The sequence below is a fragment of the Streptomyces similanensis genome (assembly GCF_039543625.1).
Classification (GTDB): Bacteria; Actinomycetota; Actinomycetes; order Streptomycetales; family Streptomycetaceae; genus Streptomyces; species Streptomyces similanensis.
Genome location: NZ_BAABKC010000013.1, coordinates 46645 through 68987, shown reverse-complemented (window position 1 = coordinate 68987; position 22343 = coordinate 46645). Strand labels below are relative to the sequence as shown.

Here is a 22343-nt window from a genome sequence, read left to right as displayed (position 1 = left end):
TGGCCCTGGTCAGCGCGCACTCGTAAGTTGTGATCAACGCCGCAGCCGCTTACATCCGGGGGTCCCTCGTGTCCGTCATGTCCGTCTCCGCGCTCAGACGTGCCGCTCGCGAGACGGTCGCGGGACTGCCCCGGGAGTTCTGGTGGCTGTGGACCAGCACCCTCGTCAACCGGCTCGGGGCGTTCGTCGCCACCTTCATGGCGCTGTACCTGACGCTGGACCGCGGCTACTCCGCCTCCTACGCCGGTCTCGTCGCCTCGCTGCACGGGCTCGGCGGCGTCGTCTCCTCCCTCGGCGGCGGCGTGATGGCCGACCGGCTCGGACGGCGGCCCACCCTCCTCGTCGCCCAGTCCGCCACGGCCGTCTCCGTCGCGCTGCTCGGCTTCGTGCACGACCCCGTCTCCATCGCCGCCGTCGCCTTCCTGGTCGGCATGGCCTCCAACGCCTCCCGGCCGGCCGTGCAGGCGATGATGGCCGACATCGTGCGGCCCGAGGACCGGGTGCGCGCCTTCTCGCTCAACTACTGGGCGATCAACCTCGGCTTCGCCGTCTCCTCCATGGCGGCCGGCTTCATCGCCCAGTTCAGCTACCTCGCCGGCTTCCTCATCGAGGCCGGGATGACCCTGGCCTGCGCGCTCGTGGTGTTCCTCAAGGTGCCCGAGTCCCGGCCGGACAAGACGTACGAGGAGGGCGCCCCGGGCGGCGGCTCTGGCGACCGGGTCGGGCTCGTCACCGTGCTGCGCGACCGGCGGTTCATGGCCGTCGTCGGACTGTCCTTCCTGGTCGCCCTGGTCTTCCAGCAGGGCTCGGTCGGTCTGCCGGTCGCCATGGGCCGGGCCGGGTTCACGCCCGCCGACTACGGCACGGCCCTCGCCGTCAACGGCCTGCTGATCGTCGCCCTCCAGATCCCGCTCACCCGCCTCATCGAGCACCGCGACCCGCGCCGGCTGCTCGTGGTGTCCTCGCTGCTCGCCGGGTACGGCTTCGGGCTCACCGCGTTCGCCGGGTCGGTCGCCGTCTTCGCGCTGACGGTGTGCGTGTGGACCCTCGGCGAGATGGTGAACGCCCCGACCCAGACCGGGCTCGTGGTCCGCCTCTCCCCCGCCCGGGGGCGCGGCCGCTACCAGGGCGTCTACACCCTGTCCTGGTCGCTGGCCGCCCTCGTCGCCCCGCTGATGTCCGGCGCGGTCATCGACCGCCTCGGCGCGGCGTGGCTGTGGGGGATGTGCGCGGCCGTCGGCACCGCGGCGGGTGTGGGGTACGGGGTGCTGATGCGGCGGCTGCCGGTGGAGGGGGCGGTCGGGGGCGTCGTGCTCAAGGACGCCGGGGTTCCGGCCGGCGGAACCTCTCCGGCGCCTGCCGGGGCCGCCCCCGCCACCGGGCCCGCCTTCGCCGCCGAGGCCGACGCGGTCTGAGCCCGGGCTGGCCGCCTCCGGGGCGGGTTTTCGCCCCCGCCGCCCCTTCCCTTCCCGTCCCTGGGGGCTTTGCCCCCAGACCCCCTTTCGCGCAGTTCCCCGCGCCCCTTGGAGCGTCCCTAGGGGCTGCGCCCCCAGACCCCCTTTCGCGCAGTTCCCCGCGCCCCTTTGGACGGGTCGCGCGGAACCGCGCGGTCTCACGGGTGCATCCGTGCTCCCTTCAGCACCTTGTCCACCGCGTTGCGCGGCCCGTACACCGCCAGTCCCACCAGGTCCAGGTCGGCGGTCCGCACCGCCCGTACCGCCGCGCGGTTGTCCTCGTCGTTGCCCGTGGTGAAGAGGTCGGAGGTGAACACGGCGCGCGGCAGGGAGCGGGTCAGGGCCCGTCCGTGCGCCGCCGTCAGCGTCTCCTTCGTGCCCTCGAAGACCAGCACCGGCTGGCGGAACATCGGCAGGTACGGCACCTCGTCGGCGTCCTCGTACGGCTCCCCGATCACCTCGGGGACCGTCGTGCCGAGGCCGCTGACCAGGAAGGTGGTGACGTTCAGGCGCTGCCAGGACTCCAGGTCCTCGCGCAGCAGTACGGCGATCTTGGTGTCGAAACGCGTGTCAGGCATGCCGGAAGCCTCGCGGACGGCGTACGGCGTGGTCTTGTACGTTCTTTGCATGGCCGCCCAGCCCGTCCCGCCCGCTCCGCCCGCCCAGCGGTCCCGGAGCAGCGTCTCCGCCTGGCGCCCGCGCGTCCCGGGCGTGGTGGAGGTCTTCCACGCGCACTTCACCGGGTACGCCTATCCGATGCACGTGCACGACGCCTGGACGCTGCTGATCGTGGACGACGGGGCCGTGCGGTACGACCTGGACCGGCACGAGCACGGCACCCCGCACGACACGGTGACCCTGCTGCCGCCGCACGTGGCGCACAACGGCTCCCCGGCCACCGCGCACGGCTTCCGCAAGCGCGTGCTGTACCTCGACTCCAGCCGGCTCGGCGAGGATCTCATCGGGGCCGCCGTGGACGGGCCCGGGCTGCGTGATCCGGTGCTGCGGCGGCGGGTCGGGCAGCTGCACACCGCGCTCGCGCTGCCCGGCGACGAGCTGGAGGCGGAGAGCAGGCTGACGCTGGTCGGCGAGCGGCTGCGCGCCCATCTGCGGCCCCGCAGCGCGCCGAAGGACCCGCGCCCGGATCCCGGAGTGGCGCGGCGGCTGCGGGAGTTGCTGGACGAGCGGGTGCCGCGGGGGCTGACCCTCGACGAGGCGGCGGCCGCCGTGCACGCCCATCCGGCGCACCTGGTACGGGCGTTCAGCGGGGCGTACGGCATCGCGCCGCACCAGTACCTGATGTCCCGGCGCGTCGAGCGGGCCCGGCGGCTGCTCCTGGCGGGGCGGCCGGCGGCCGAGGTGGCCACCGCGGCCGGTTTCTACGACCAGGCCCATCTGACCCGGCACTTCCGGAAGTTGGTCGGGGTCACCCCGGGGCGTTACCGCGCCCGCTGACGGCGGGACGAGCTGCCGGCGCCGAACTCCGCTCAGTCCGCCGGGCGTTCGGTCAGGTGCGCGAACGCCGCCAGGTTCCGCGTCGACTCGCCGCGCGAGACCCGCCAGGCGTACTCGCGGCGGATCGCGGCGGCGAAGCCCAGTTCCAGCAAGGTGTTGAAGCTGCCGTCGGCGGCTTCGAGCACCTGGCCGAGCAGGCGGTCCACCTCGTCGGGGGTGACCGCGGCCAGCGGCAGCCGGCCGGTGACGTAGACGTCGCCGAGGCGGTCGACGGCGTAACCGACGCCGTACAGCTTGAGGTTGCGCTCCAGGAGCCAGCGGTGGACGGCCGCCTCGTTCTCGTCGGGGTGGCGGATGACGAAGGCGTTCAGGGACAGGGAGTGGCGGCCGACGATCATCTGGAGGGTCGTCGACAGTTTGCGGGTGCCGGGGAGTGTGACGACGTACGTGCCCGCCCGGGGGCTCTCCCACTCCACCTCGGCGTCCTTCAGCGCGGCCTCGATGACCTGTGCCGCCCGCTGCTGCCCGCTCTCGTCCCTGGCCTCACCCATGGTGGGAGCGTACGCGACGGCGGTGGGCGTGCAGGGCGGCCGTGTAGACGTCGGCGGTGGCGGCCGCCGAGGCGTCCCAGCCGAAGGACTGCGCGTGCCGGGCGGCGGCGGCGCCCATGCGGTCGGCGAGGCCGGGCTCGTCGGCGAAGTCGCGCAGCACGCGCGCGTAGGCGGCCGGGTCGTGGCCCTGGACCAGGCGGCCGGTCTCGCCGTCGCGCACCGCCACCGGCAGGCCGCCGACCGCGGCGGCGAGCACCGGGGTGCCGGTGGCCTGCGCCTCGATGGCGACCAGGCCGAAGGACTCGCTGTAGGACGGCATGACCAGCACGGACGCGGCCCGGAACCAGTCGGCGAGCTGGTCCTGCCCGACCGGCGGGCGGAACCGTACGACGTCGGCGATGCCGAGCCGGGCCGCCAGCTTCTGCAGGCCCTCGGGTTTGGCGAGGCCGCTGCCGCTGGGGCCGCCCACGATCGGGACGACGATGCGCGAGCGCAGGTCGGGGCGCTCGTCGAGGAGGACGCCCACCGCCCGCAGCAGCACGTCGGGGGCCTTGAGCGGCTGGATACGGCCGGCGAACAGGGGGATCAGGGCGTCCTCGGGCAGGCCGAGGCGGGCGCGGGCGGCGGCGCGGCCGTCGCCGGGACGGAAGCGGGTGAGGTTCACTCCGGGGTGCACGACGGCGACCTTGGCGGGGTCGCCCGCGTAGTGCCGTACCAGCTCCTCGGCCTCCTCCTCGGTGTTGGCGATCAGCCGGTCGGCGGCGGCGACGATCTGGGTCTCGCCGATGACGCGGGCGGCCGGCTCGGGGGTGTCGCCCGCGGCCAGGCTGGCGTTCTTGACCTTGGCCATGGTGTGCATGGCGTGCACCAGGGGGACGCCCCAGCGCTGGGCGGCGAGCCAGCCGACGTGGCCGGAGAGCCAGTAGTGGGAGTGGACGAGGTCGTAGTAGCCGGGGCGGTGGCCGGCCCATGCCTGCATGACGCCGTGGGTGAAGGCGCACAGCTGGGCGGGCAGCTCCTCCTTGGCCAGGCCCTCGTACGGGCCCGCGTCGACGTGCCGGACCAGGACGCCGGGGGCGAGTTCCACGGCGGGCGGCAGGCCGCCGGCGGTGGCGCGGGTGAAGATCTCCACCTCGACGCCCTGGGCGGCCAGGCGCTGGGCCAGTTCCACGATGTAGACGTTCATGCCGCCGGCGTCGCCCGTGCCGGGCTGGTGCAGGGGCGAGGTGTGCACGGAGAGCATGGCGACGCGCCGGGGGCGACGGTAGAGCCGCAGCCGCGTGGGAGCCGACGCGGAGCGACGCCCGAGCCTGTTGACGTACTGGCTCACCTGGCGTTCCTCTCTGCTGCTGTCGCGGACGTGCCGGACGGGGGTCGCGGCGCGCCCTTCGGGACCCAACGCCGGGCGGGCCGGCTTCCATCCCGGCGCCGGGCCCGGTACGGGGACCTTTACCGAATCATTGCCGATACTCGCTCAACCGTTCGATGTCGGGGGGCGTGACCCGTCGGGGCGAGTCCGCGCCGTACGGCCTTCACCGAGTGCCCCCATACCCTCGTATCCATGACATCCCGCGCCGCCGCCCGCACCGCAGGACCCGTCGGGACGGTGACGCGCGGGACGACCAACCCCAACCGGCTGCGCCGCATGGACCGCTGGATAGCGGCCGTGCACGGAGCCGAGCTGCGCCGCGCCGCCGATCCGGTGGCCGTCGACCTCGGCTACGGCGCCGCCCCCTGGACGGCGGTGGAGCTGCTGCACCGGCTGCGCACTGCCGCGCCCCGCACCCGTGTGGTGGGCGTCGAGATCGAGCCGGCCCGGGTCGCGGCGGCGCTGCCGTACGAGCGCGACGGGCTGGTCTTCCGGCACGGCGGCTTCGAGGTGCCCGTCGCCCGGCGCCCGCACCTGATCCGCGCGGCGAACGTGCTGCGGCAGTACGACGAGGCGGAGGTCGCCGCCGTCTGGGAGCGGCTGTGCGCGCGGCTCACCCCGGCGGACGGGCACGGGCGCGGCGGGCTGCTGGTGGAGGGCACCTGCGACGAGATCGGCCGGCGGCACGTGTGGGTCGCGCTCGGCCCGGAAGGCCCCCGCACCGTCACCTTCGCCACCCGTCTCGGTTCCCTGCACCGCCCCTCCGACCTCGCCGAACGCCTCCCGAAGGCGCTCATCCACCGCAACGTGCCCGGCGAGCCGGTGCACGCCTTCCTGCGCGACTTCGACCGCGCCTGGGCCGCCGCCGCGCCCTACGCCTCCTACGGCGCCCGGCAGCGCTGGCTCCGCGCGGTGCGCGATCTGACGGCCGACTGGCCGGTGACGGACGGGCCGGCGCGCTGGCGGCAGGGCGAAGTGACGGTGGCGTGGGGGGCATTGGCGCCGCGCGGGTGACGCGGGTGACGGGGGTGACGGTGGCGCGCCGGCGTGTGAACTGCGGGGAACGATCTTTGTGAGTCATTCGTCACACAGGCGGGAGATCGTCACGTCTGGGGCGTGCTCGGGGCTTTCACGTAGCTCTCATGGACCGGACGGTGACGGCCTCTGTCGTTTTGCGCGACGGCGTGGCACGATCCCACCGACGCACTTAAGTTACTGACGGTAAATCAGATGTGGGGGGCTGGGGTATGGGACGGGGCAGGCGCACTGTGCTCGCGACGGCCGTGACCGTGGTCTGCGCGGTCACCGTGCTGGGGGCATCGGGCACGGCGTTCGCGACCGTGCGGCAGCCGGACCCGTCGGCGGCGCCCACCGCGTCGTCCTCGCCGTCCTCGCCGTCCGGGTCGGCCGCCGCGTCGCCCTCCCCCTCCGTCACGCTGCCGCCGGACAAGGACCTGGAGGCGGTCCGGAAGAAGCTGGACGGGCTGTACCACGACGCCGCCGTCGCCACCGACGCCTACAACGCGGCCGAGGAAAAGGCCGACAAGCAGTCCGCCGAGATCTCCGAGCTGAACAAGAAGATCGCCGCCGGGCAGCTCAAGCTGGACCGCATGAAGGACCGCGCCGGCGCGGCCGCCCGCGACCAGTACCGCACCGGCGGACTGCCGCCCCAGGTGCAGTTCATGCTCAGCGGCGACCCGCAGCGGTTCCTCGACAGCGCCGGCCTGGTGCTCCAGGGGCAGCGGGCGACCAGCGACCTGATCGACGACATGACCCGCACCCAGCAGGACCTGCGGCACTACGCCGACGACGCCGCCGACCGCCTGAAGGACCTGGAGGCCCACCGCAAGGCCAGGGCCGCCGCGCAAAAACGCGTCCAGGAGCGGATCGAGGAGGCGGAGAAGCTCCAGGACGCGCTGGAGGCGCGGCAGCGGGAACGGCTGGCGCAGCTGGAGAAGCAGGCCGCCGAGCAGGCGCAGACGGCCTGGCTGGGCACCGGCGTCCTCAAGGACGTCGCCGGCAAGGCGACCGGCGCGGGCACGGCGGCGGTGCGGTTCGCCACCGCGCAGATCGGCAAGCCGTACGAGTGGGGCGCCGAGGGGCCGAAGACGTACGACTGCTCCGGGCTGACCTCGCAGGCGTGGGCGGCGGCCGGCCGGCCCATCCCGCGCACCTCCCAGGAGCAGTGGCGGCAGCTGCCGCACGTGGCCGTGCAGGACATGCGCCCGGGCGATCTGATCATCTACTTCGGCGACGCCAGCCACGTCGCGATGTACGTCGGCGACGGCAGGATCGTGCACGCCCCGCGCCCCGGCCGGACGGTGACGCTCGCCGGTGCGGGCGAGATGCCGATCCTGGGCGTGGTGCGGCCGGACGCGACCGAGATTCCGGGACACCGGCCGGACGCGGACTGAGACTCCGGGGGCCGTAGGCCCGAGGGGCCGGGGGCGGGCCCGAGGCGCCCGGTGACCTGGGCCATGTGACCCACCGCACCCCAAGTCCCCGCCGAACCAGGGGCCGGCGTGAGCTACGTCATCCCGGGGCCGCGGTCGCGCTGTCCAACTCCGGCAGGAATCGCGGCATATGACAGCGGCCGCGGCGCGAGCGACGTGCCTCACACCATTCCGCTGCGGCGCCGACTACCGCTATGGTCCCCGTCGGTGGGGCGAGGTCCCTCGTGCCCACCACGCCCTCGGGGGGAGGGAAGGAACCCAGGACATGCCCGTGCCCGTACCGCGGCAGCGAGCGATCCCGGCCGCGGAGAGCGGTCCGGCGCAGACCGTGTCCCACGGTGCCGGCGGCCCCGCCGCGGCACCGGCCCCGCAGGAAGCCACGAAGGACATCACGGTAGAGAAGGACAGCCGCACCGCCGGCCACCACGCCCACGGCGGCGGTCAGCTCACGCTGCTGCTGATCGAGGACGACCCCGGCGGCTCGCCGATCGTGCCCGAACTGACCGACTCCGCCGGAAAGCCGATCCGCATCCGCACCGCCCGCAACCTCACCGAGGCCGGCCGGCTGCTCACCGACGACGTCCACTGCATCCTGCTCGACCTCGCGCTGCCCGCGCCGGGCCGGGCGGGCGAGGCGGAGGACGAGCTGGCCGTGCTCAAGCACGTACTGGAACTCGCGCCGCGGCACGCCGTCCTCGCGCTCACCGCCTCCGGCGACGCCGAGCGCGGCGCCGAGGCGGTACGGGTGGGCGCCCAGGACTACCTGCTCCGCGACGAGCTGGACGGCCCCCTGCTGAGCCGGGCCATCCGCTACGCCGTGGAGCGCAAGCGCTCCGACACCGCCGAGCGCCGGCTCGCCGAGGGCAGGCTGCGGGCGCAGGAGAACCGCCGGCTGGAGCGCGGCCTGCTGCCGACCCCGCTGCTGGACGGCGCCGCGCTGCGCTTCGCCGCCCGCTACCGGCCCGGCCGCTCGCGCGCGCTGCTCGGCGGCGACTTCTACGACGCCGTCCGCACCCCCGACGGCACCGTGCACGCCATGATCGGCGACGTCTGCGGGCACGGCCCCGACGAGGCGGCGCTCGGCGTGGAGCTGCGCATCGCCTGGCGGGCGCTGACCCTGGCGGGGCTGTGCGGCGACGAGCTGCTGAACACGTTGCAGCAGGTGCTGGAGCACGAGCGCGCGGACGACGAGATCTTCGCGACGCTGTGCACGGTGGACATCGCGCCGGACGGCCGGCGCGCCGGCCTGTGCCTGGCCGGCCACCCCTCGCCGCTGGTCATCACGCCCGGCCGGCCCGCCCGGCTGCTGCCGTACGACAACAACGGCCCCGCCCTCGGGCTGCTGCCCGGCGCCCGCTGGCCCCGGACCCAGGTGGAACTGGGCGCCGAGTGGGGGCTGATGCTGTACACCGACGGTCTGATCGAGGGCCGCACCGGCGTGGACGGCGAGCGGCTCGGCCAGGACGGGATGCTGGAGATGGTCCGCCGCCAGCTGGACCAGGGCCTGCGCGGCGAGGAGCTGCTGCGGGCGGCGGTGAACGAGGCCCAGGAACTCAACGGCGGCGAGCTGGCCGACGACGTGGCGGTGGTCCTGCTGGACCGGGAGCGGTAAGGCGGCCCGGCCGCCCGCCGGCCCGCGCGGGCGCGGTGCTGCGGGGCCGCGCGGGCGCGGTGCTCCGCGCCCGCCGTTGTCAGCGGCCGCCGTTGTACGGGCCGTACGGGCCGTCGCTGCTGCTGCCGCCTCTGCGGCGGCCCCAGCGGTTGCCGCCGCCGGAGACCTGCTTGAGCGCGGGCCGGACGTCCACGATGTAGACGATGCTCGCGACCGCGCCGATGGCCGGCAGGATGCCGATGATCGAGAACAGGTAGCTCACGATCAGCGCCAGCGCCAGGATGATCAGCCAGAACACCTTGTTCTGCTTGTCGGCCGCGCGGAAGGCGTCCTCGCGCCGGAACGCGGCGTCGAACAGCCCGAACGCGGCCAGGGCCATCAGGAGGATCTTGATGATCCCCAGAAAGCCCGCGAAGCCCAACATCAGCATGCCGTCCACCGCCCGTTCTCTCCGACTCGTCCCGTCACCGTACCCGTAGAACGGGCCGGGCACCCCGAGGGTGCCCGGCCCGCCCGTCCGTCGCCCGTACGGGTGACGCCTGCCGCCGTCCGCCGCGAAAGCGCGGGGCGTTACTTGGCGGGGGGCGTCGTCTTCTTGGCGGCGGGGGCCGCGTTCTTGCGCGGAGTCGGGGCCTTCTTCGCCGCCGGAGCGGTGGCGGCCCTCTTCGCGGCCGGGGCGGCGGCGGCCTTGACCTCGGCGCCCCGGGCCTCGGCGGCCTTGGCCTCCTCGACCCGGACCGGCTGGACCGTCGGGGCGGGCTTGGCCACGGTGGCCGGGGTGGCTGCGGCGGCCGGGGTGGCCGGCTTCACCGGCGCGGCGGCGGCCGCGGGGCGCGGCTTCGGCTCGCGCTCGGGCTCGACCGCGACGGCGAGTTCCTCGACGCCCTCGGCGATGTCCTCGATGCCCTCGGCGGCCTGGCCGCGCCAGGTCCGCACGGCCTGCTCGCCCTGCTCGGCGAGCTTCTCGTAGGTCTCGCGGGCCCGGACGGCGTACTCGGCGGCGACGCCGACGCCGCGCAGGGCGAAGTCCTGGGCGCTCTCGCCGAACTTCTTCAGGTCGGCGTCGAAGTTGGTGCCGAACTTCTTCAGGTCGGTGTCCAGGGAGTTCAGGAAGCCGGTGACGCGGGTCTGGACGGTCTCCTGCGTCTCCTTGACGCGCGCGGTGGCCCGCTCCTGGACGGCCTTCGGGTCGGTGTTGCGCACGGCGTCGATCCGCGCCGGGGCCTCGGCGCGCAGCTGCTCCACCAGGGCGGGCACCTTCTTGGCCTGCCGCAGGGCGAGGTCCGCGGTGCCGGCGGCGAAGTAGAGCGGCTTGGGGTCGCTGAGGGTCTTGCGCAGGTCGTCGGTGATGGCCATGGTGATGATCCTCCCGGATCGCTTTCGGCTGAGGGTTGTGGTCTGCGTGCTCTGCCGCGGTGGCCTGCCCGGCCGTCCAACCCCGGGGGAGCCGCCGCACCGGCCGGTTCCACGGGGCCGGCGGATCAACCGGCCGCCTCCCGCGGGTCGGCGTCGCCGCCGGATCTGCGCGTACGGCGCCCGGCCTCGGCTCCGGCTTCGGCTTCGGCTCCGCGACGGCCGCCGTCCGGGTCGGGGACGGCGGCGGACCGTATGACGCCGTCGGCGCTGTCGGCGCCATCAGGGCCGTCGGTGGTCCGGAGGCCGTCGGCGCCGTCGCCGTGGGCGCGCTCCGAGCGGTGCCCCGTCTCCGCCTTGCCTGTCTTGCCCGTCTTGCCGGTCTCACCGGTCCCGAAGCCGTTCTCCTTGCGGAAGGACTCGTAGACCTGGAGCAGCACCTGCTTCTGCCCCTCGGTGAGCGCGGGGTCGGCGAGGACGGCGGCGCGCGTCGCGCCTTCCCGACGGCGCTCGTCCCCGTCCCGCTCGGCGTCGAGGATGCCGGCCCGCACGTACAGCGTCTCGGCGGAGATCCGCAGCGCCTTGGCGACCTGCTGGAGCACCTCCGCGCTCGGCTTGCGCAGCCCGCGCTCGATCTGGCTCAGATACGGATTGGACACCCCGGCGGCGTCGGCGAGCTGCCGCAGCGACAGCTGCGCGTTGCGCCGCTGCTCGCGCAGGTACTCACCGAGGTTGCCGACGTTGAGCGATGCCATGCCTCCACCATGCACCCACCCCGCTAACAATTGCAAGCACACCGCTTGCAACAGCGCGCAAACACCTCCGGACGGCCGTCCCCGCCGCGGAACCGTTCTGAACCTGGCCACCACCGCCGGCGAGGAGCTCTCGGACCATCTCAAGTACTTCACCGAGCACCTGCCCGCGACTTTCATCTATGCGGGGATCGACGTCGAACACTCCGGGCTGTTCACCGGCATCCGAGGCGACCAGATCGCCGGCCGGTGCACGCTGCTGCACACCGGGCCGTTCCCGCTCAACTCCGAGTGGGAGGCTCTGGTGGCGACGATGGAGGCCACGCTCCGGCTCCACCAGCACAAGGCCGAGACCCTCGCCAGCCTGCACCCCTACCTCCACCAACGCACCGGAGGCATGATCGGAAGCCTCTCTCACCTGATCCGGGCCGCCGCCATCTCCGCGATCCTTGACGGCAGCGAGCGCATCACCCGCCGCCAGCTCGACACGATCCACGTCGACCATGCCAGTGAAAGGGCCTTCCGCGGTGAAGCCCGGCGCGGCAGGGCAGCCGGATGAACGGCCGACGCCGAGGGCTCGCTCCGGTCACCTCGCTGCCCTTCGTCCCGACCATGCTGCGTCCGCTGCCGAATCCGGTCACTCCGTTCGCGAACGAGACCCTCGACTCCTACCGCCACCGCCTCGCCGCCGCGAACCAGACCGGATTCCGCACCATGCACAACCCCTCACGCTGGCTCCAGTGCCCGCTCAACGAACTCGAACGGCTGGAAATACTCAGCGGGCAGCCCCGCACGACCCTGCTCTGGGCGCTTCCCGAGCTGCGGCGGCACGCACCGGACGTCGTCGCGCCGCCCGAAGTCTTCATCTTCAACACGCGCGCCGCCTGTGATCTCTGCAGCTAGCGCTCAGGCAACAACGGCCAGCCCAGCCAGGTCTACCTCCGCGGGCTTCACGACAACGTCTGCATCCGTCACCGGCGCTGGCTCAGCTGCCGTCGTGCGAACGTCTTCGAGCAGATCGACCTCTCCCACGCTCCAGAAGTCGTCCGCGCCCGGCGCCTCCTTGACCGGCTGGAACGCCGGCATGGGGCATTCGCCCTGGGAACCACCTACCGCCACTGCGAGCGGTTCTGGCGAGAGATCGACCGACGGGCACTGGTGCGCGGCGACCGGGACTCCGTGCTCGCGCGCATCTACCGGCCCGACTCCAAGACCCTCCCGGACCGCTTCGACCTCATCCGATCGCAGCGCTTCCGCCGGGCCGCCAACTACCCCCAGGTCGCCAGGTTCACGTAACTGATCATCTCCCTGGCACAGCGACCGGAGACCGAACGCAAAGTCGCACACCTCACCGGCACCACCCAGATCGAGTTCGAGCAAGCCTTCCACCTGGACCGCCGCCCCCGAGGCATCACACTCCCCTGGCTCCGCAACGGCCTTGTCGGCCTGGTGGAAGTCGTCACAGATCTGACTCACGACGGTGAACCCGAAGACGCCTCATCCTGACTGCCCGTCACGAAGCATCCGCATCGTGATCGATGAGGGACATCCCAGATGCCAGTGCCCGGGCAGCGTCGGCGAAGTACTGCTCGTCGGCACCAGGGGCAAGGCCGAGGGGGACGCCCTGGCTGAGGCCGACGAACAGTGCCCTGAGTGCGGTGGTCAGACGTTGCGCCTGATGTGACGTCACGACGCTCCCGTTGTGCGATCTTCCAGTGAACAGCGCGATCAGGTGGCTCTCCTGCGACCGGATGGACGTGGCGAGCTGGGCCCCCAGGTCAGGGTCATGCAGTGCCATGTCCAGCAAGGTGATCTGGAGCGACAGACCTGACCGCGCGTCGGGGGCGTCACAGCTGCGCCGGTAGTACCGGGCAAAGGCGTCCACCGCTTCCAGCAGATCAAGTCCAGCTGGAACCGCCTGCTCGATCTCCTCGTAGTACGGCCGCAGGTAGTCGGCGACGAGGGCGACCACCAGGCCGTTCTTGCTCCCGAACAGCGAGTAGATGGCGCCGGTGGTCAGGCCGGCCCGTTCCGCGATCTCGTCAAGCCTGGCCCGGTACCCGTCTCGGGAAACAACCTGGAACGCAGCATCCAGCAAGGCACGGCGGTTGCGTTCCCTGGCCTCCGCTCTCGTCATTCTCATAGCTTGATTATTACCGTAATCTTGTTACGGAACCCGTCTGGAGAGCTTCAAGGAGGAACACTCATGGCCCAGGTCGTGGCATCGCGGGTGACCCGCCAGACGGTGGGGGCCATCGCCGATGGCGCCTTCAAGGTGTTGCTCGCCGCTGTCTACATCGCCGGCGCCGCCCCGCTCGGGCTGTTACTCGGCACGCCAGCCTGGCTGATGGTCGTCTCAGGCATGGCCCTGCTGATCGGCGGCGGACTCGAGATCAGATACACACGCAGCCGGTCGATGCGCACCTACACGCGACTCATGATTGCCTACGACAGCGGCTGGGTGTTGACGGCCCTGGCTGGCCTCCTGATGGCGTGGCAGGGCAGCAGCGCCGGAGGTGAAGTCTGGATGGGGTACCAGACAGCCGCCCCCATCGTGTTCGCCGCACTGCTGGTCGCCGCTGCCCCTACGCAGATGACCTCGGGCATTCAGCGCGACATTTCGGATTGAGCGAGACGGCCGACCCGCCTCCGTCTCGCTCAAGGTGAGGCACCCCAGGTCAGGTCCTCACGCTGCCTCGCCTTGAGCGAGACCGGACAGTTCCGTCGGTCTTGACCTTCACCTTGGGGGAAGCCACAGCATCGGTGGGGCCGGGCGGGCGCCCGGTACGAGGAGGGGTTGGGCATGGGCGCGGGCACGGAGCTGCTGAGCATCGGGGCGTTCGCGAGGGCGTCCCGGCTGTCGCCCAAGGCGCTGCGGCTCTACGCCGAGCTGGGGCTGCTGACCCCCGCCCGCGTCGACCCGGTCACCGGCTACCGCTTCTACGCGCTGGACCAGCTGGACCGGGCCCGGCTGGTCGCCTGGCTGCGCCGCGTGGGCCTGCCGCTGGCCCGCATCCGGCATGTCTGCGCGCTGGAACCGGCCGAGGCGGCCCGGGAGATCCGGGCGTTCTGGGCCGCAGTCGAGGCCGACACCGCCGCCCGGCGTGACCTGGCCGCCTTCCTCGTCGACCACCTGACCAGGAAGGACCCCGCCATGCCAGCGACCTCCCAGCCCCTGAAGATCCGTTACGCCGCCCTGTCCGACCCGGGCCTCGTCCGCGCGAGCAACCAGGACACCGTGCACGCCGGTTCCCGGCTGCTCGCCGTCGCCGACGGCTACGGCAGCCAGGGCGCCCCCGCGAGCGCGGCGGCCGTCGAGGCGCTCAGGCGCCTGGAGACCGACGGCGTTCCCGCGGGCGACCTCCTCAACGTCCTCGCGGACGCCGTCGACCGGGCCAGGGAAGCGGTACGCGGCGTCGCCTTCCCCGGCGAGGCCGGTACGACGCTCACCGCGCTGCTCTGGACCGGCGCGCAGCTCGCTCTCGTCCACATCGGCGACTCCCGCGTCCACCTGCTGCGCGACGGCGAGTTGTTCCAGATCACCCACGACCACACCCTGGTGCAGTCGATGGTCGACGAAGGGCGGCTGAGCCCGGCGGAGGCCGCCTCCCACCCGCAACGGTCGCTGCTGGTGCGCGCCTTGGGCGAGGGCGCCGACGGCACGCCCGACATGCGGCTGCACGATGCCCGACGGGGCGACCGCTATCTGCTGTGCTCCGACGGGCTGTCCACGGTCGTGCCGGTCTCGGACGTCCAGCGGGTGCTCGCCGAGGTCACCGACCCCGAGCGGGCCGTGTGCGAACTGGTCGCCCTCGCCAACGGCTCCGGTGGACCGGACAACGTCAGCTGCGTGGTCGCCGACGTGGTGGCGGCGTAACCGCGGCCGCGCGCGGGGGGCGGTGGGCGCGGGAGCTCAGGACTCTTCGTGGCCGCCCGCGTGCAGGAGGGCGTCGATGCGGTTTCGGTGTGCCTTCTCCCAGTCGTCCAGGCTCTGGGCCGCTTCCTGGGCGAGTCGGGCGCGGGCCGCGGTGAGGGTCTCCTCGGCGCGGGCGGCCGGGACCACGACCACGCCCTCCTCGTCGGCCACCACGACATCGCCCGCGTCGACCTCGGCGCCCGCGCACCGCACCCGCCGGTTCAGCGGTGTGACGGCCGACTTGGCGCCCGGGATCGGGATGACGCCGCGGGCGAAGACGGGGAAGCCGGCCTCCCGCACCTCGGCAAGGTCGCGGATCAGACCGTCGGCGACGATCGCGGCCACGCCCCGGCGCTGCGCCACCGCGCACACGTTGCCGCCGGCCAGCGCGAAGTCGAGGTCGCCCGACTCCACCACGATCACCGCACCGGGAGCGGCCCGATGGACGGCGGCGTGCAGCATCAGGTTGTCGCCGGGCGGACACCGCACGGTGAACGCCGGCCCCGCCACGCGCGGCACCGGCTGCCACAGCGGGCGGACGACGACGTCCATGACGCGGGCGCGGCCCAGCAGGTCGGCGAGGGTGGTGGTGGGGACGTCCCGGAGGCCGCCGACGACGGCGCCGGACACGGACACGGACACGGCGGAGGACTCGGGCACGATGGTGGGTTCGGTCATGGCCATGAACCTAGTGCGCCGAAATCGCGTTGCTCCAGGGCCGCCCGTGTCATTAGCGTCGGCCCGGGCGGGGGCTAGGCGGACAGTGACAGTTCCGTGCTGATGGTCTCCCACAGGGCGTCGAACCACTTCTGGGACTCGGCGACGAACACCGCGTCGCGGCGGCCCGCGCTCTTGACGAAGGAGAACAGCAGGGACTTGGAGCCCAGCGCGTCGAACATGTCCAGCGTCCCGTCGCCCCAGCCCTCCTCGCGCCGGGTGAGCGTGTAGTAGCCGAGCAGCGCCTCCTCGCCGTCCAGCAGGTAGAGCTTGACCGGCGGGGTGAAGGGCAGCGCGCGGAAGGTCACCCGGACGTCGATGCCGTGGGTGGCGCGCAGGGACATCAGGTTGTGCCGCAGCACCTGGGCCTGCGCGTCGCGCATCTGCGTCCAGCGCCGGTGGATCACGGCGTCCTCCTCGCCGTCGCCCGTCGCGGAGACGGGGAAGGCGAGGGTGATGTCCCGGGACGGCACGAGGACGCGCAGCTCGATGGCCTCCGGGCGCAGCCGGCCCTCGTGGATCAGGCGCATCGGCTCACTGAGCGCGACCATCAGCGTCTCCGCCGTGTGGCACACCACGTCGATGCGCACCCGGCGCGCCGCGAACGCGTCCGTCAGCCGGGGGGCGAGGCCGACCAGGGTGGGCTGGGGCTCCTCCCGTACGGGGGCGGCCTCGGCGATCCTGGGCGGGCTGCCCTTGCTGACGTTGCTGAGCAGGCCGTCGTCCTGGAGCGCCCGCAGGGCCTGGCGGACGGCGCCGCGCTCCACCCCGAACTCGTCGGCCAGTTCGGCCTGGGTGGGCAGGCGGTCGCCCGGCTTCAGGTCGCCGGTGCGGATCCGCTCGCGCAGGCTCTCGGCGATCTCCTGGGCCGACGAGGCCCTCGGGGCACTCGGTCCGCCGTTCACGGTCGCGGTGCTCTGCGCGGTCTGCTGCGCGGTCTGCTGCGCGTTTCCCCGCTCGTTCTCCTGGGTCACGACCAAAACGCTACAACTTTGATCCATCTCGCGGCAGTTGTTTGTAAGTTGTTTAAGAGTGGCCGCCAAGTGGGGACAACTTCAGTAGAGTTGGTTACCAACTTAGCTTAGTTGGCGGAAGGTTTACCTCCTCACTCGCCAAGTGTTCCGTCCCGCACCGCCCACGCGCATCCGAAGGGGGAATCACCGTGCTCGCTCCCGCTCTTCTGTCCGCCCTTTCCGCCGCCGGCCTGGAGCAGATCGTCCAGTGGAAGTACGGCACGTGGGGCTTCGTCGGACTCCTGCTGCTCTCCGTCGGCGTCAAGGCCAGAAACCCGGCCGTGGGTTTCGCCGGAGCGGCGGTGCTGCTCACCCTGGTCGCCGGGTCCGTCCGGTGACCATGGCCAGTTTCGGGCGCAACTTCCCGCCATCCTGAGCGAGTTGCCCGCAAGGTGGTTATGCGGGGCTCCCAAGTGGAGATAAGAAGGGAAGGAGTTGGCGGCCAACTTGACTGACCTGGTTCAGACCTTCCCCGGTTGGCCGCCAGGGTGACAGACGAGACGCGCAGGACCGCGCTCCTCTCCTGGAGGGGAGCCGGGAGCCCGGTCCGCGACGGCACGGCCCGCACGAACAGCACGAACAGCACAGCCACAACTGAACACCGACAACCGAACAGCCGAGCACAGCCACAACAGAAGACCGTCTCCACGCACCGCCACAACAGAACAGCGGCACAGCACAGCAGCACGCTACGGATACGTCATCCCTGTCACCGCCGAAGGCCGGAAGGAGCGTTCAGAAGATGTCCGGGCACCACGGCCGCCTGGACGTACGCAGCAGGGCGTCGGCCACTCGGGCGGCGCCCGCTCGTTCTTCCCGGACCCGGCCCAGCGCCGCGAGCCGCACCGCGGACTCGTCACCCAGCCACAGCGGCGCCAACTCCGCCACGTCCAGCGTCAGATCGGCGCTCTCGGTGGTGGGCGTACAGGACGCGCCGGTCGCCGACGCCTCCAGCCGCCACCGTCCGCCGGACAGCCCGGTCCGGTCCACGACGTCCAGCACGAGCGTGCCTTCCGCGTCGTAGGTCCGCGCCTCCAGCGCCCGGGGGACGTCCAGGACCCGCGCCCACAGCCAGTCCGCCTGCGTGCTGATCACGGCCGCCCGGGGGTCCGGCAGGAGCAGCGGCAGCACGTCGTCGGGGGCCCGCCAGCCGCTCTTGACCCGCACCACCCAGTCGACCGAGCACACGTACCGCCACAGGGCGCGCTCGGCGGCCGGCGTCACCGCGATCAGGTCCTTCACCGTGGCCGTGTTCAACGGCTGCTTGGCATCGCCCCAGTGGTCGTCGCACACGTACGTCACCAGGCCGTCGACGGTGCCGTCGGGCGCGCGGTGGACGGCGTGGAAGGGCTCGGTCCACGGCTGGCGGTCCAGGCGCAGCGCCCCGGTGGCGATCTGCCACCACCGCTCGGACCGGTCGATCGCTCCGGGCTGCAGGCGGCGCAGCCGCTCGAACAGCTCGGGGCCGAGCTTGCGCACCTCGTCGCCGTCCACGAGGTCGATGCGGCCGCCGTCCTCCGGGCCCGGGGCGCGCGGGTCGAGTCCGGTCCGGGGCACGTCCACCGTCCACTCGGTGGCCCAGGTCGCGGGGCCGAAGCCGAAGCGGCCGTAGATCGGGTACTCGGCGGCGATCAGGAGGGCGGCGACGTCGCCGCGCTCCTTCGCCGCGGCCAGGTCCCGGGCCATCATCCGGGTGAGCAGGCCGCGACGGCGGTGGGTGGCGGTGACGGTGACGCTGGTGATGGCGTCGGCGGGAACGGTCGCGCCGCCCACGACGGTCAGTTCCTGCGCGAAGGAGTAGAAGGTTGCCACGCAGCGGCCGGCGTCGAAGGCGCCGAGGGTGCGGGCGGGGACGAGGTAGGAGGAGCGGTCGGCGATCTCGGTCTCGGCGACGGTCGGGGACCGCAGGAACCCGGTGTTCAGCGCGCGGATCCAGTCGGGGATCTCGCCCTCGGTGACGGGACGTACATCGAGAGGGGTGCGAGGGGTGAGAGGGGAGGGGGCGGCAGTCATGGCCCCGACCGTAGGGGGCGGCGGCGGGGGTGTCGCGGCAATTTCCCGGCCGCCGCGGCCCCCACCGCTGCCCCCGCGCACACCTCCGTCGCACACACCTCCCTCGCACATACCGCCCCGCGCACAGCGCCCTCGCGCCCGATCGCGCACCGCCCGGTCAGAGCATGAGCGCACCGCCCGGTCAGAGCAGCAGGTCGTCCACCTGGGCCTCGCCGTCGCGGTAGCGGCGGGCGATCTCCGCGCTGCAGTCGTCCGCCGTGTGCTGGAGCAGTTGTCGGCGCCGGGACACCTGGCGCTCGTAGCGCACCAGCCGGCCCATCGCCGCGCCGAGCTCCAGATCGGTGCGGGCGTCCAGGTCGGACAGTTCGACCTCGCCCAGCATCTCCGCGGCCAGCCGTCGCACCTCCTCGCTCTGCGGCGTCCCGAGGGTCACGTGCCGCGCCGAGGAACGCTGGCGTGCGGGCGCGTCCTTCAGGATCTCCGCGAGCCGGTCGACGACCGGCCCCTGCCCCGCGTGCACGACGGAGGTGAGCCCCGGCCCCGTCCCGGCCCCGGCCGCCGCACCCGATTCGTCCCCGGGGGCGGTCCCGGCGCCGCGCCGGGCCAGCTCCGCGCGCAGGATGTCGATCCGGCCCTGGAGCAGCCGCCGTACGTAACTCAGGTCGGCCTCGTCCCGCTGGGCCCGCCGGCGCAGGGCGCGCAGCTCCGGCAGGCTCGGCGCGGTCAGGTCGGGCTCCGCGGGGCCGGTCGCCGGCGACGGCTCGACGGCCGCCGCCACGCCCGGCACCGCGCCCACGCCCGGAACCGTCTCCGCGTCCGGCGCCGTCTCCACGACGGGCGCCGCGCCCACGACGGCCGGCTCCGACGGCAGCGGCGGGCTGTCGGTGCGCTGCACCGGTGGCCGGCAGGTCTCCGCGACCGCCGCGCCGAGCGGCGAGATCGCCCCGGGCTGCGCCTGCTGCTCGGTACTCGATGTGCTCATGAGGCTCAACCGTTCCCCTCGACCGGCGCGTACGGAAGCATCGTGCCACCCCAAGTGGCCCGTATGTGAACGAGTGCGCCCGATCACCCCCAGATGGGGGGTTACGGATCAGAAAGAAGCACGATATGGACGCACCGGCCCGCCGGGGGCGCGCGTCCGGTCGCCCGGCATCATGGTCGGCATGCGTGCAGTGGTGCAGAGGGTGGACGGCGCGAGCGTCGTCGTGGACGGCGAGACGGTGGGGGCCATTGAGGGCGAGGGCCTGTGCGTCCTGGTCGGGGTCACCCACGAGGACACCGCGGAGACGGCGGCGCGGCTCGCCCGCAAGCTGTGGTCGATCCGGATGCTGTCCGAGGAGAGGTCGTGCGGCGACATCGACGCCCCGCTGCTGGTGATCAGCCAGTTCACGCTCTACGGCGACGCCCGCAAGGGCCGCCGCCCCACCTGGAACGCGGCGGCGCCCGGCGAGGTCGCCGAGCCGCTCGTGGCGGAGGTGGTCGCCCGGCTGCGGGAGCTGGGCGCGACGGTGGCGACGGGCCGGTTCGGCGCGCGGATGCGGGTGTCGCTGACCAACGACGGCCCGTTCACCGTCCTGCTGGAGATGTGAGAACCGTACGGAGGCGGGAGCCTACGGCGCCACGACGGTCTCCTGGGCCGCCGCCGTGTCCCCCGCGGTCAGCGGCGCGTCCACCGGGACGTTCCGCTTGATCACGGCGAGGGCGACCGGGCCCAGTTCGTAGTGGCGCACCGAGGTGGTGACGACGCCGATCCTGCGGCCGTCCGGGCCCTCGTCGGCGAGCCGGATCTCCGTGCCGTGCGGCGGCAGGTGCACGTCGCTGCCGTCGAGGTGCAGGAAGACCAGGCGGCGCGGCGGCTTGCCGAGGTTCTGCACCCGGGCCACGGTCTCCTGGCCGCGGTAGCAGCCCTTCTGGAGGTGCACGGCGGCGCCGATCCAGCCCAGCTCGTGCGGGATGGTGCGGTGGTCGGTCTCGAAGCCGAGGCGGGGCCGGTGCTGCTCGACGCGCAGCGCCTCGTGGGCGAGGACGCCGGCCGGCGGGCCGGCCTTCTCCGCGTACGACTCCAGGTCGTGGCGGGGCAGGAACAGGTCGCGGCCGTGCGCGGTCTCGCGTACGGCGACGCCGTCCGGGACCTCGGCGATGGAGCCGGCCGGCAGGTGCACGACGGCGACGTCGGCGCTCCGGTCGGCGACCTCGACCCGGTAGAAGAACTTCATCGACTCCAGGTAGGCGATCAGCGCCTCCTGGGTGCCGGGCTCCACGTGCGCCCACACCGTCTCGCCGTCGTCGACCAGGTAGAGCGCGTGCTCGATGTGGCCGTTCGCGGACAGCACCAGCGCCTCGGTGGCCCGGCCGGGCGGCAGCTCGCTGACGTGCTGGGTGAGCAGCAGGTGCAGCCAGCTCAGCCGGTCCGGTCCGGTGACGGTGACGACGCCGCGGTGGGAGAGGTCGACGAAGCCGGTGCCGTCCGCGAGGGCGCGCTGCTCGCGGAACAGGTCGCCGTAGTGCGCGGCGACGTCTTCGTCCACGCCCTCGGCGGCGACGGCGCCGGGCAGCGACAGCAGGGGGCTCTTCATACGGCCAGCCTACGACGTGGCGGTCGCGCTCTTGAGCGAGCAGTCCTCGCACCGGCCGAAGATCGCGAAGTGCTTCATGTCGGTGTCGAAGCCGAACTGCTCGCGCAGCTTGGCGGTGAAGTCGGCGGCGACCTCGACGTCGGCCTCGATCACGTTCTCGCAGTCCCGGCAGACCAGGTGCAGATGGTGGTGGCGGTCGGCCAGGTGGTAGGTGGGCGCGCCGTGGCCGAGGTGGGCGTGGCTGACCAGGCCCAGTTCCTCCAGCAGCTCCAGGGTGCGGTACACCGTGGAGATGTTGACCCCCGACGCGGTCCTGCGCACCTCGCCCAGGATGTCGTCGGGGGTGGCGTGCTCCAGGGTGTCCACCGCTTCGAGCACGAGTTGCCGCTGCGGCGTCAGCCGGTAGCCGCGCTGCCTGAGGTCGCTCTTCCAGTCGGTGCTCACCACACCCCAGAGTCTAGGACCACTGTCCAGCGACGCCCTGGCATCGCCTACTTGAAGAAGGCGATGCCGTCGTCCGGCAGGTCGTCCGGGAGCGCCTTGGCCCAGCGTTCGACCTCTTCGGGGGTGACCGCCTTCTTGAGGTGGGCGGACATGTAGGGGCGCAGCTCGACCTCGGGGGTCTGCTTCTCGCCGACCCACATCAGGTCGCTCTTGACGTAGCCGTACAGCCGCTTGCCGCCGGTGTAGGGGGCGGAGTCGGCGGTGCGCGCCACGGCGTCCGTGACCAGGTCGATCTGCGGCTTCTTGTCGGCCATCTCGCCGTACCAGATCTCGATGACGCCGTCGTCGCGGGTCATCGTGACCTCGACCTTGCGGTCGGCGCCGATCCGCCAGAAGCCGGACTCGGTCTCCAGCGGGCGCACCTTGTTGCCGTCGTTGTCCAGCACCCAGGTGCGGGAGCGGTACTCCAGGAAGTCCCGGCCGTCGTGGGAGAAGGTGACCTCCTGCCCGAAGTTGCACTTCTCGGAGCCGGGGAAGTCGTGCACGCCGGCGCCGGCCCAGTCGCCGAGCAGGAAGGCGAGGGGAACCAGGTCCTTGTGGAGGTCGGACGGGATCTCGATCATGAGCGGCAGTCCCTGGATGTCGTCAGCGCTGGCCCTGGTACA

General features: G+C 72.8%; 26 protein-coding genes. 11 read left to right on the top strand and 15 right to left on the bottom strand.

The genetic code is table 11. The annotated features are described in order from the left end of the window. Positions 1-77 precede the first annotated feature (77 nt). Positions 78-1415 (top strand): MDR family MFS transporter, encoded by a 1338-nt coding sequence (locus tag ABEB07_RS05415; RefSeq protein ID WP_345667249.1) that lies wholly within the window; start codon positions 78-80, stop codon positions 1413-1415. 197 nt (positions 1416-1612) lie between these two features. Here the strand turns inward: ABEB07_RS05415 and ABEB07_RS05410 are convergent, their stop codons facing one another. Then, on the bottom strand, positions 1613-2083 hold the full coding sequence (locus ABEB07_RS05410) for a DUF2000 family protein (RefSeq protein ID WP_425588954.1): 471 nt from the start codon (positions 2081-2083) through the stop codon (positions 1613-1615). Here ABEB07_RS05410 and ABEB07_RS05405 point away from each other — a divergent pair. Then, complete coding sequence (locus ABEB07_RS05405) at positions 2082-2909, top strand: AraC family transcriptional regulator (RefSeq protein WP_345667247.1); 828 nt, start codon at positions 2082-2084, stop codon at positions 2907-2909. The genes ABEB07_RS05410 and ABEB07_RS05405 overlap by 2 nt on opposite strands. Before the next feature lie 32 nt (positions 2910-2941). Here the strand turns inward: ABEB07_RS05405 and ABEB07_RS05400 are convergent, their stop codons facing one another. Further along, entirely contained in the window at positions 2942-3460 is a 519-nt protein-coding gene (locus tag ABEB07_RS05400) for a type III secretion system chaperone family protein (RefSeq protein ID WP_176149517.1), read from the bottom strand. Beyond that, entirely contained in the window at positions 3453-4790 is a 1338-nt protein-coding gene (gene mshA / locus ABEB07_RS05395) for a D-inositol-3-phosphate glycosyltransferase (protein WP_176149518.1), read from the bottom strand. Before mshA ends, ABEB07_RS05400 begins: the two co-directional genes overlap by 8 nt. Positions 4791-5021: 231 nt before the next feature. On the opposite strand from mshA, the gene ABEB07_RS05390 reads away from it, so the two are divergent. The 3 genes from ABEB07_RS05390 to ABEB07_RS05380 all read left to right on the top strand — a co-directional run bounded on the left by ABEB07_RS05390 (position 5022) and on the right by ABEB07_RS05380 (position 8894). Then, positions 5022-5843: a class I SAM-dependent methyltransferase gene (locus tag ABEB07_RS05390; RefSeq protein WP_345667246.1), complete on the top strand. Its 822-nt coding sequence runs from the start codon at positions 5022-5024 to the stop codon at positions 5841-5843. Between the two features lie 233 nt (positions 5844-6076). Further along, positions 6077-7243 (top strand): C40 family peptidase, encoded by a 1167-nt coding sequence (locus ABEB07_RS05385; protein WP_345667244.1) that lies wholly within the window; start codon positions 6077-6079, stop codon positions 7241-7243. A gap of 304 nt (positions 7244-7547) precedes the next feature. Then, complete coding sequence (locus ABEB07_RS05380; protein ID WP_345667243.1) at positions 7548-8894, top strand: PP2C family protein-serine/threonine phosphatase; 1347 nt, start codon at positions 7548-7550, stop codon at positions 8892-8894. Between the two features lie 79 nt (positions 8895-8973). On the opposite strand, the gene ABEB07_RS05375 is transcribed toward ABEB07_RS05380, so the two are convergent. The 3 genes from ABEB07_RS05375 to ABEB07_RS05365 form a co-directional block, all read right to left on the bottom strand. Next, on the bottom strand, positions 8974-9324 hold the full coding sequence (locus tag ABEB07_RS05375) for a DUF2516 family protein (protein ID WP_176149522.1): 351 nt from the start codon (positions 9322-9324) through the stop codon (positions 8974-8976). 140 nt (positions 9325-9464) lie between these two features. Further along, positions 9465-10250, bottom strand: a complete 786-nt coding sequence (locus ABEB07_RS05370) for a hypothetical protein (RefSeq protein ID WP_176149523.1) — start codon at positions 10248-10250, stop codon at positions 9465-9467. Positions 10251-10375: 125 nt separating this feature from the next. Continuing rightward, positions 10376-11002, bottom strand: coding sequence for a helix-turn-helix domain-containing protein (locus ABEB07_RS05365; protein WP_345667242.1), 627 nt, complete (start codon positions 11000-11002; stop codon positions 10376-10378). Between ABEB07_RS05365 and ABEB07_RS05360 the strand changes: the two genes are divergently transcribed. Both ABEB07_RS05360 and ABEB07_RS05355 read left to right on the top strand, forming a co-directional pair. After that, positions 10989-11558: a hypothetical protein gene (locus ABEB07_RS05360; RefSeq protein ID WP_345667241.1), complete on the top strand. Its 570-nt coding sequence runs from the start codon at positions 10989-10991 to the stop codon at positions 11556-11558. The two genes, ABEB07_RS05365 and ABEB07_RS05360, sit on opposite strands and share 14 nt — an antisense overlap. Continuing rightward, a complete protein-coding gene (locus tag ABEB07_RS05355) occupies positions 11555-11902 on the top strand; it encodes a hypothetical protein (protein WP_345667240.1) in 348 nt (115 codons plus the stop codon). The genes ABEB07_RS05360 and ABEB07_RS05355 overlap by 4 nt, the downstream gene beginning before the upstream one ends. Positions 11903-11905: 3 nt before the next feature. Here ABEB07_RS05355 and ABEB07_RS05350 read toward each other — a convergent pair whose 3' ends face one another. Together ABEB07_RS05350 and ABEB07_RS05345 are read right to left on the bottom strand one after the other, a co-directional pair. Continuing rightward, positions 11906-12475, bottom strand: coding sequence for a hypothetical protein (locus tag ABEB07_RS05350; protein ID WP_345667239.1), 570 nt, complete (start codon positions 12473-12475; stop codon positions 11906-11908). 37 nt (positions 12476-12512) lie between these two features. Further along, complete coding sequence (locus ABEB07_RS05345; protein ID WP_345667238.1) at positions 12513-13136, bottom strand: TetR/AcrR family transcriptional regulator; 624 nt, start codon at positions 13134-13136, stop codon at positions 12513-12515. 69 nt (positions 13137-13205) lie between these two features. On the opposite strand from ABEB07_RS05345, the gene ABEB07_RS05340 reads away from it, so the two are divergent. After that, the gene (locus ABEB07_RS05340; RefSeq protein ID WP_345667237.1) at positions 13206-13628 is read left to right on the top strand and encodes a hypothetical protein; all 423 of its coding nucleotides are present in this window, start codon (positions 13206-13208) and stop codon (positions 13626-13628) included. Positions 13629-13802: 174 nt separating this feature from the next. Further along, on the top strand, positions 13803-14876 hold the full coding sequence (locus ABEB07_RS05335) for a MerR family transcriptional regulator (RefSeq protein WP_345667236.1): 1074 nt from the start codon (positions 13803-13805) through the stop codon (positions 14874-14876). A gap of 36 nt (positions 14877-14912) precedes the next feature. Here ABEB07_RS05335 and ABEB07_RS05330 read toward each other — a convergent pair whose 3' ends face one another. Both ABEB07_RS05330 and ABEB07_RS05325 read right to left on the bottom strand, forming a co-directional pair. Next, complete coding sequence (locus ABEB07_RS05330; protein ID WP_345667235.1) at positions 14913-15593, bottom strand: RraA family protein; 681 nt, start codon at positions 15591-15593, stop codon at positions 14913-14915. A 74-nt stretch (positions 15594-15667) separates the two neighbouring features. Continuing rightward, positions 15668-16612, bottom strand: a complete 945-nt coding sequence (locus ABEB07_RS05325) for a GntR family transcriptional regulator (protein ID WP_425588953.1) — start codon at positions 16610-16612, stop codon at positions 15668-15670. A 182-nt stretch (positions 16613-16794) separates the two neighbouring features. Here ABEB07_RS05325 and ABEB07_RS05320 point away from each other — a divergent pair, with 182 nt between their 5' ends. Continuing rightward, positions 16795-16983: a hypothetical protein gene (locus ABEB07_RS05320; RefSeq protein ID WP_176149527.1), complete on the top strand. Its 189-nt coding sequence runs from the start codon at positions 16795-16797 to the stop codon at positions 16981-16983. Positions 16984-17380: 397 nt separating this feature from the next. Here the strand turns inward: ABEB07_RS05320 and ABEB07_RS05315 are convergent, their stop codons facing one another. Further along, the gene (locus ABEB07_RS05315) at positions 17381-18658 is read right to left on the bottom strand and encodes a GNAT family N-acetyltransferase (protein WP_345667234.1); all 1278 of its coding nucleotides are present in this window, start codon (positions 18656-18658) and stop codon (positions 17381-17383) included. A gap of 181 nt (positions 18659-18839) precedes the next feature. After that, complete coding sequence (locus tag ABEB07_RS05310) at positions 18840-19640, bottom strand: RsiG family protein (protein ID WP_345667233.1); 801 nt, start codon at positions 19638-19640, stop codon at positions 18840-18842. Positions 19641-19821: 181 nt separating this feature from the next. Here ABEB07_RS05310 and dtd point away from each other — a divergent pair, with 181 nt between their 5' ends. Continuing rightward, complete coding sequence (dtd, locus tag ABEB07_RS05305; protein ID WP_345667232.1) at positions 19822-20247, top strand: D-aminoacyl-tRNA deacylase; 426 nt, start codon at positions 19822-19824, stop codon at positions 20245-20247. 21 nt (positions 20248-20268) lie between these two features. Here dtd and ygfZ read toward each other — a convergent pair whose 3' ends face one another. Genes ygfZ through ABEB07_RS05290 form a run of 3 tightly spaced genes read right to left on the bottom strand, consistent with a single transcriptional unit; the run spans position 20269 to position 22301 of the window. Beyond that, positions 20269-21234: a CAF17-like 4Fe-4S cluster assembly/insertion protein YgfZ gene (gene ygfZ, locus ABEB07_RS05300; protein WP_176149531.1), complete on the bottom strand. Its 966-nt coding sequence runs from the start codon at positions 21232-21234 to the stop codon at positions 20269-20271. A 9-nt stretch (positions 21235-21243) separates the two neighbouring features. Then, positions 21244-21681, bottom strand: coding sequence for a Fur family transcriptional regulator (locus ABEB07_RS05295; RefSeq protein WP_176149532.1), 438 nt, complete (start codon positions 21679-21681; stop codon positions 21244-21246). Positions 21682-21725: 44 nt separating this feature from the next. Continuing rightward, positions 21726-22301 carry a heme-binding beta-barrel domain-containing protein gene (locus tag ABEB07_RS05290; protein WP_164582595.1) on the bottom strand — a complete coding sequence of 192 codons (576 nt, stop codon included), beginning with the start codon at positions 22299-22301 and terminating at the stop codon, positions 21726-21728. Positions 22302-22343 lie beyond the last annotated feature (42 nt).

Coding starts and splice junctions, on each gene's coding strand:
- ABEB07_RS05405 (WP_345667247.1), top strand. CDS start 2,082: ATGGCCGCCCAGCCCGTCCCGCCCGCTCCGCCCGCCCAGCGGTCCCGG.
- ABEB07_RS05410 (WP_425588954.1), bottom strand. CDS start 2,083: ATGCAAAGAACGTACAAGACCACGCCGTACGCCGTCCGCGAGGCTTCC.
- ABEB07_RS05315 (WP_345667234.1), bottom strand. CDS start 18,658: ATGACTGCCGCCCCCTCCCCTCTCACCCCTCGCACCCCTCTCGATGTA.
- ABEB07_RS05370 (WP_176149523.1), bottom strand. CDS start 10,250: ATGGCCATCACCGACGACCTGCGCAAGACCCTCAGCGACCCCAAGCCG.
- dtd (WP_345667232.1), top strand. CDS start 19,822: ATGCGTGCAGTGGTGCAGAGGGTGGACGGCGCGAGCGTCGTCGTGGAC.
- ABEB07_RS05365 (WP_345667242.1), bottom strand. CDS start 11,002: ATGGCATCGCTCAACGTCGGCAACCTCGGTGAGTACCTGCGCGAGCAG.
- ABEB07_RS05390 (WP_345667246.1), top strand. CDS start 5,022: ATGACATCCCGCGCCGCCGCCCGCACCGCAGGACCCGTCGGGACGGTG.
- ABEB07_RS05290 (WP_164582595.1), bottom strand. CDS start 22,301: ATGATCGAGATCCCGTCCGACCTCCACAAGGACCTGGTTCCCCTCGCC.
- ygfZ (WP_176149531.1), bottom strand. CDS start 21,234: ATGAAGAGCCCCCTGCTGTCGCTGCCCGGCGCCGTCGCCGCCGAGGGC.
- ABEB07_RS05310 (WP_345667233.1), bottom strand. CDS start 19,640: ATGAGCACATCGAGTACCGAGCAGCAGGCGCAGCCCGGGGCGATCTCG.
- ABEB07_RS05400 (WP_176149517.1), bottom strand. CDS start 3,460: ATGGGTGAGGCCAGGGACGAGAGCGGGCAGCAGCGGGCGGCACAGGTC.
- ABEB07_RS05380 (WP_345667243.1), top strand. CDS start 7,548: ATGCCCGTGCCCGTACCGCGGCAGCGAGCGATCCCGGCCGCGGAGAGC.
- ABEB07_RS05345 (WP_345667238.1), bottom strand. CDS start 13,136: ATGACGAGAGCGGAGGCCAGGGAACGCAACCGCCGTGCCTTGCTGGAT.
- ABEB07_RS05375 (WP_176149522.1), bottom strand. CDS start 9,324: ATGCTGATGTTGGGCTTCGCGGGCTTTCTGGGGATCATCAAGATCCTC.
- ABEB07_RS05335 (WP_345667236.1), top strand. CDS start 13,803: ATGGGCGCGGGCACGGAGCTGCTGAGCATCGGGGCGTTCGCGAGGGCG.
- ABEB07_RS05355 (WP_345667240.1), top strand. CDS start 11,555: ATGAACGGCCGACGCCGAGGGCTCGCTCCGGTCACCTCGCTGCCCTTC.
- ABEB07_RS05415 (WP_345667249.1), top strand. CDS start 78: ATGTCCGTCTCCGCGCTCAGACGTGCCGCTCGCGAGACGGTCGCGGGA.
- ABEB07_RS05385 (WP_345667244.1), top strand. CDS start 6,077: ATGGGACGGGGCAGGCGCACTGTGCTCGCGACGGCCGTGACCGTGGTC.
- ABEB07_RS05340 (WP_345667237.1), top strand. CDS start 13,206: ATGGCCCAGGTCGTGGCATCGCGGGTGACCCGCCAGACGGTGGGGGCC.
- ABEB07_RS05330 (WP_345667235.1), bottom strand. CDS start 15,593: ATGACCGAACCCACCATCGTGCCCGAGTCCTCCGCCGTGTCCGTGTCC.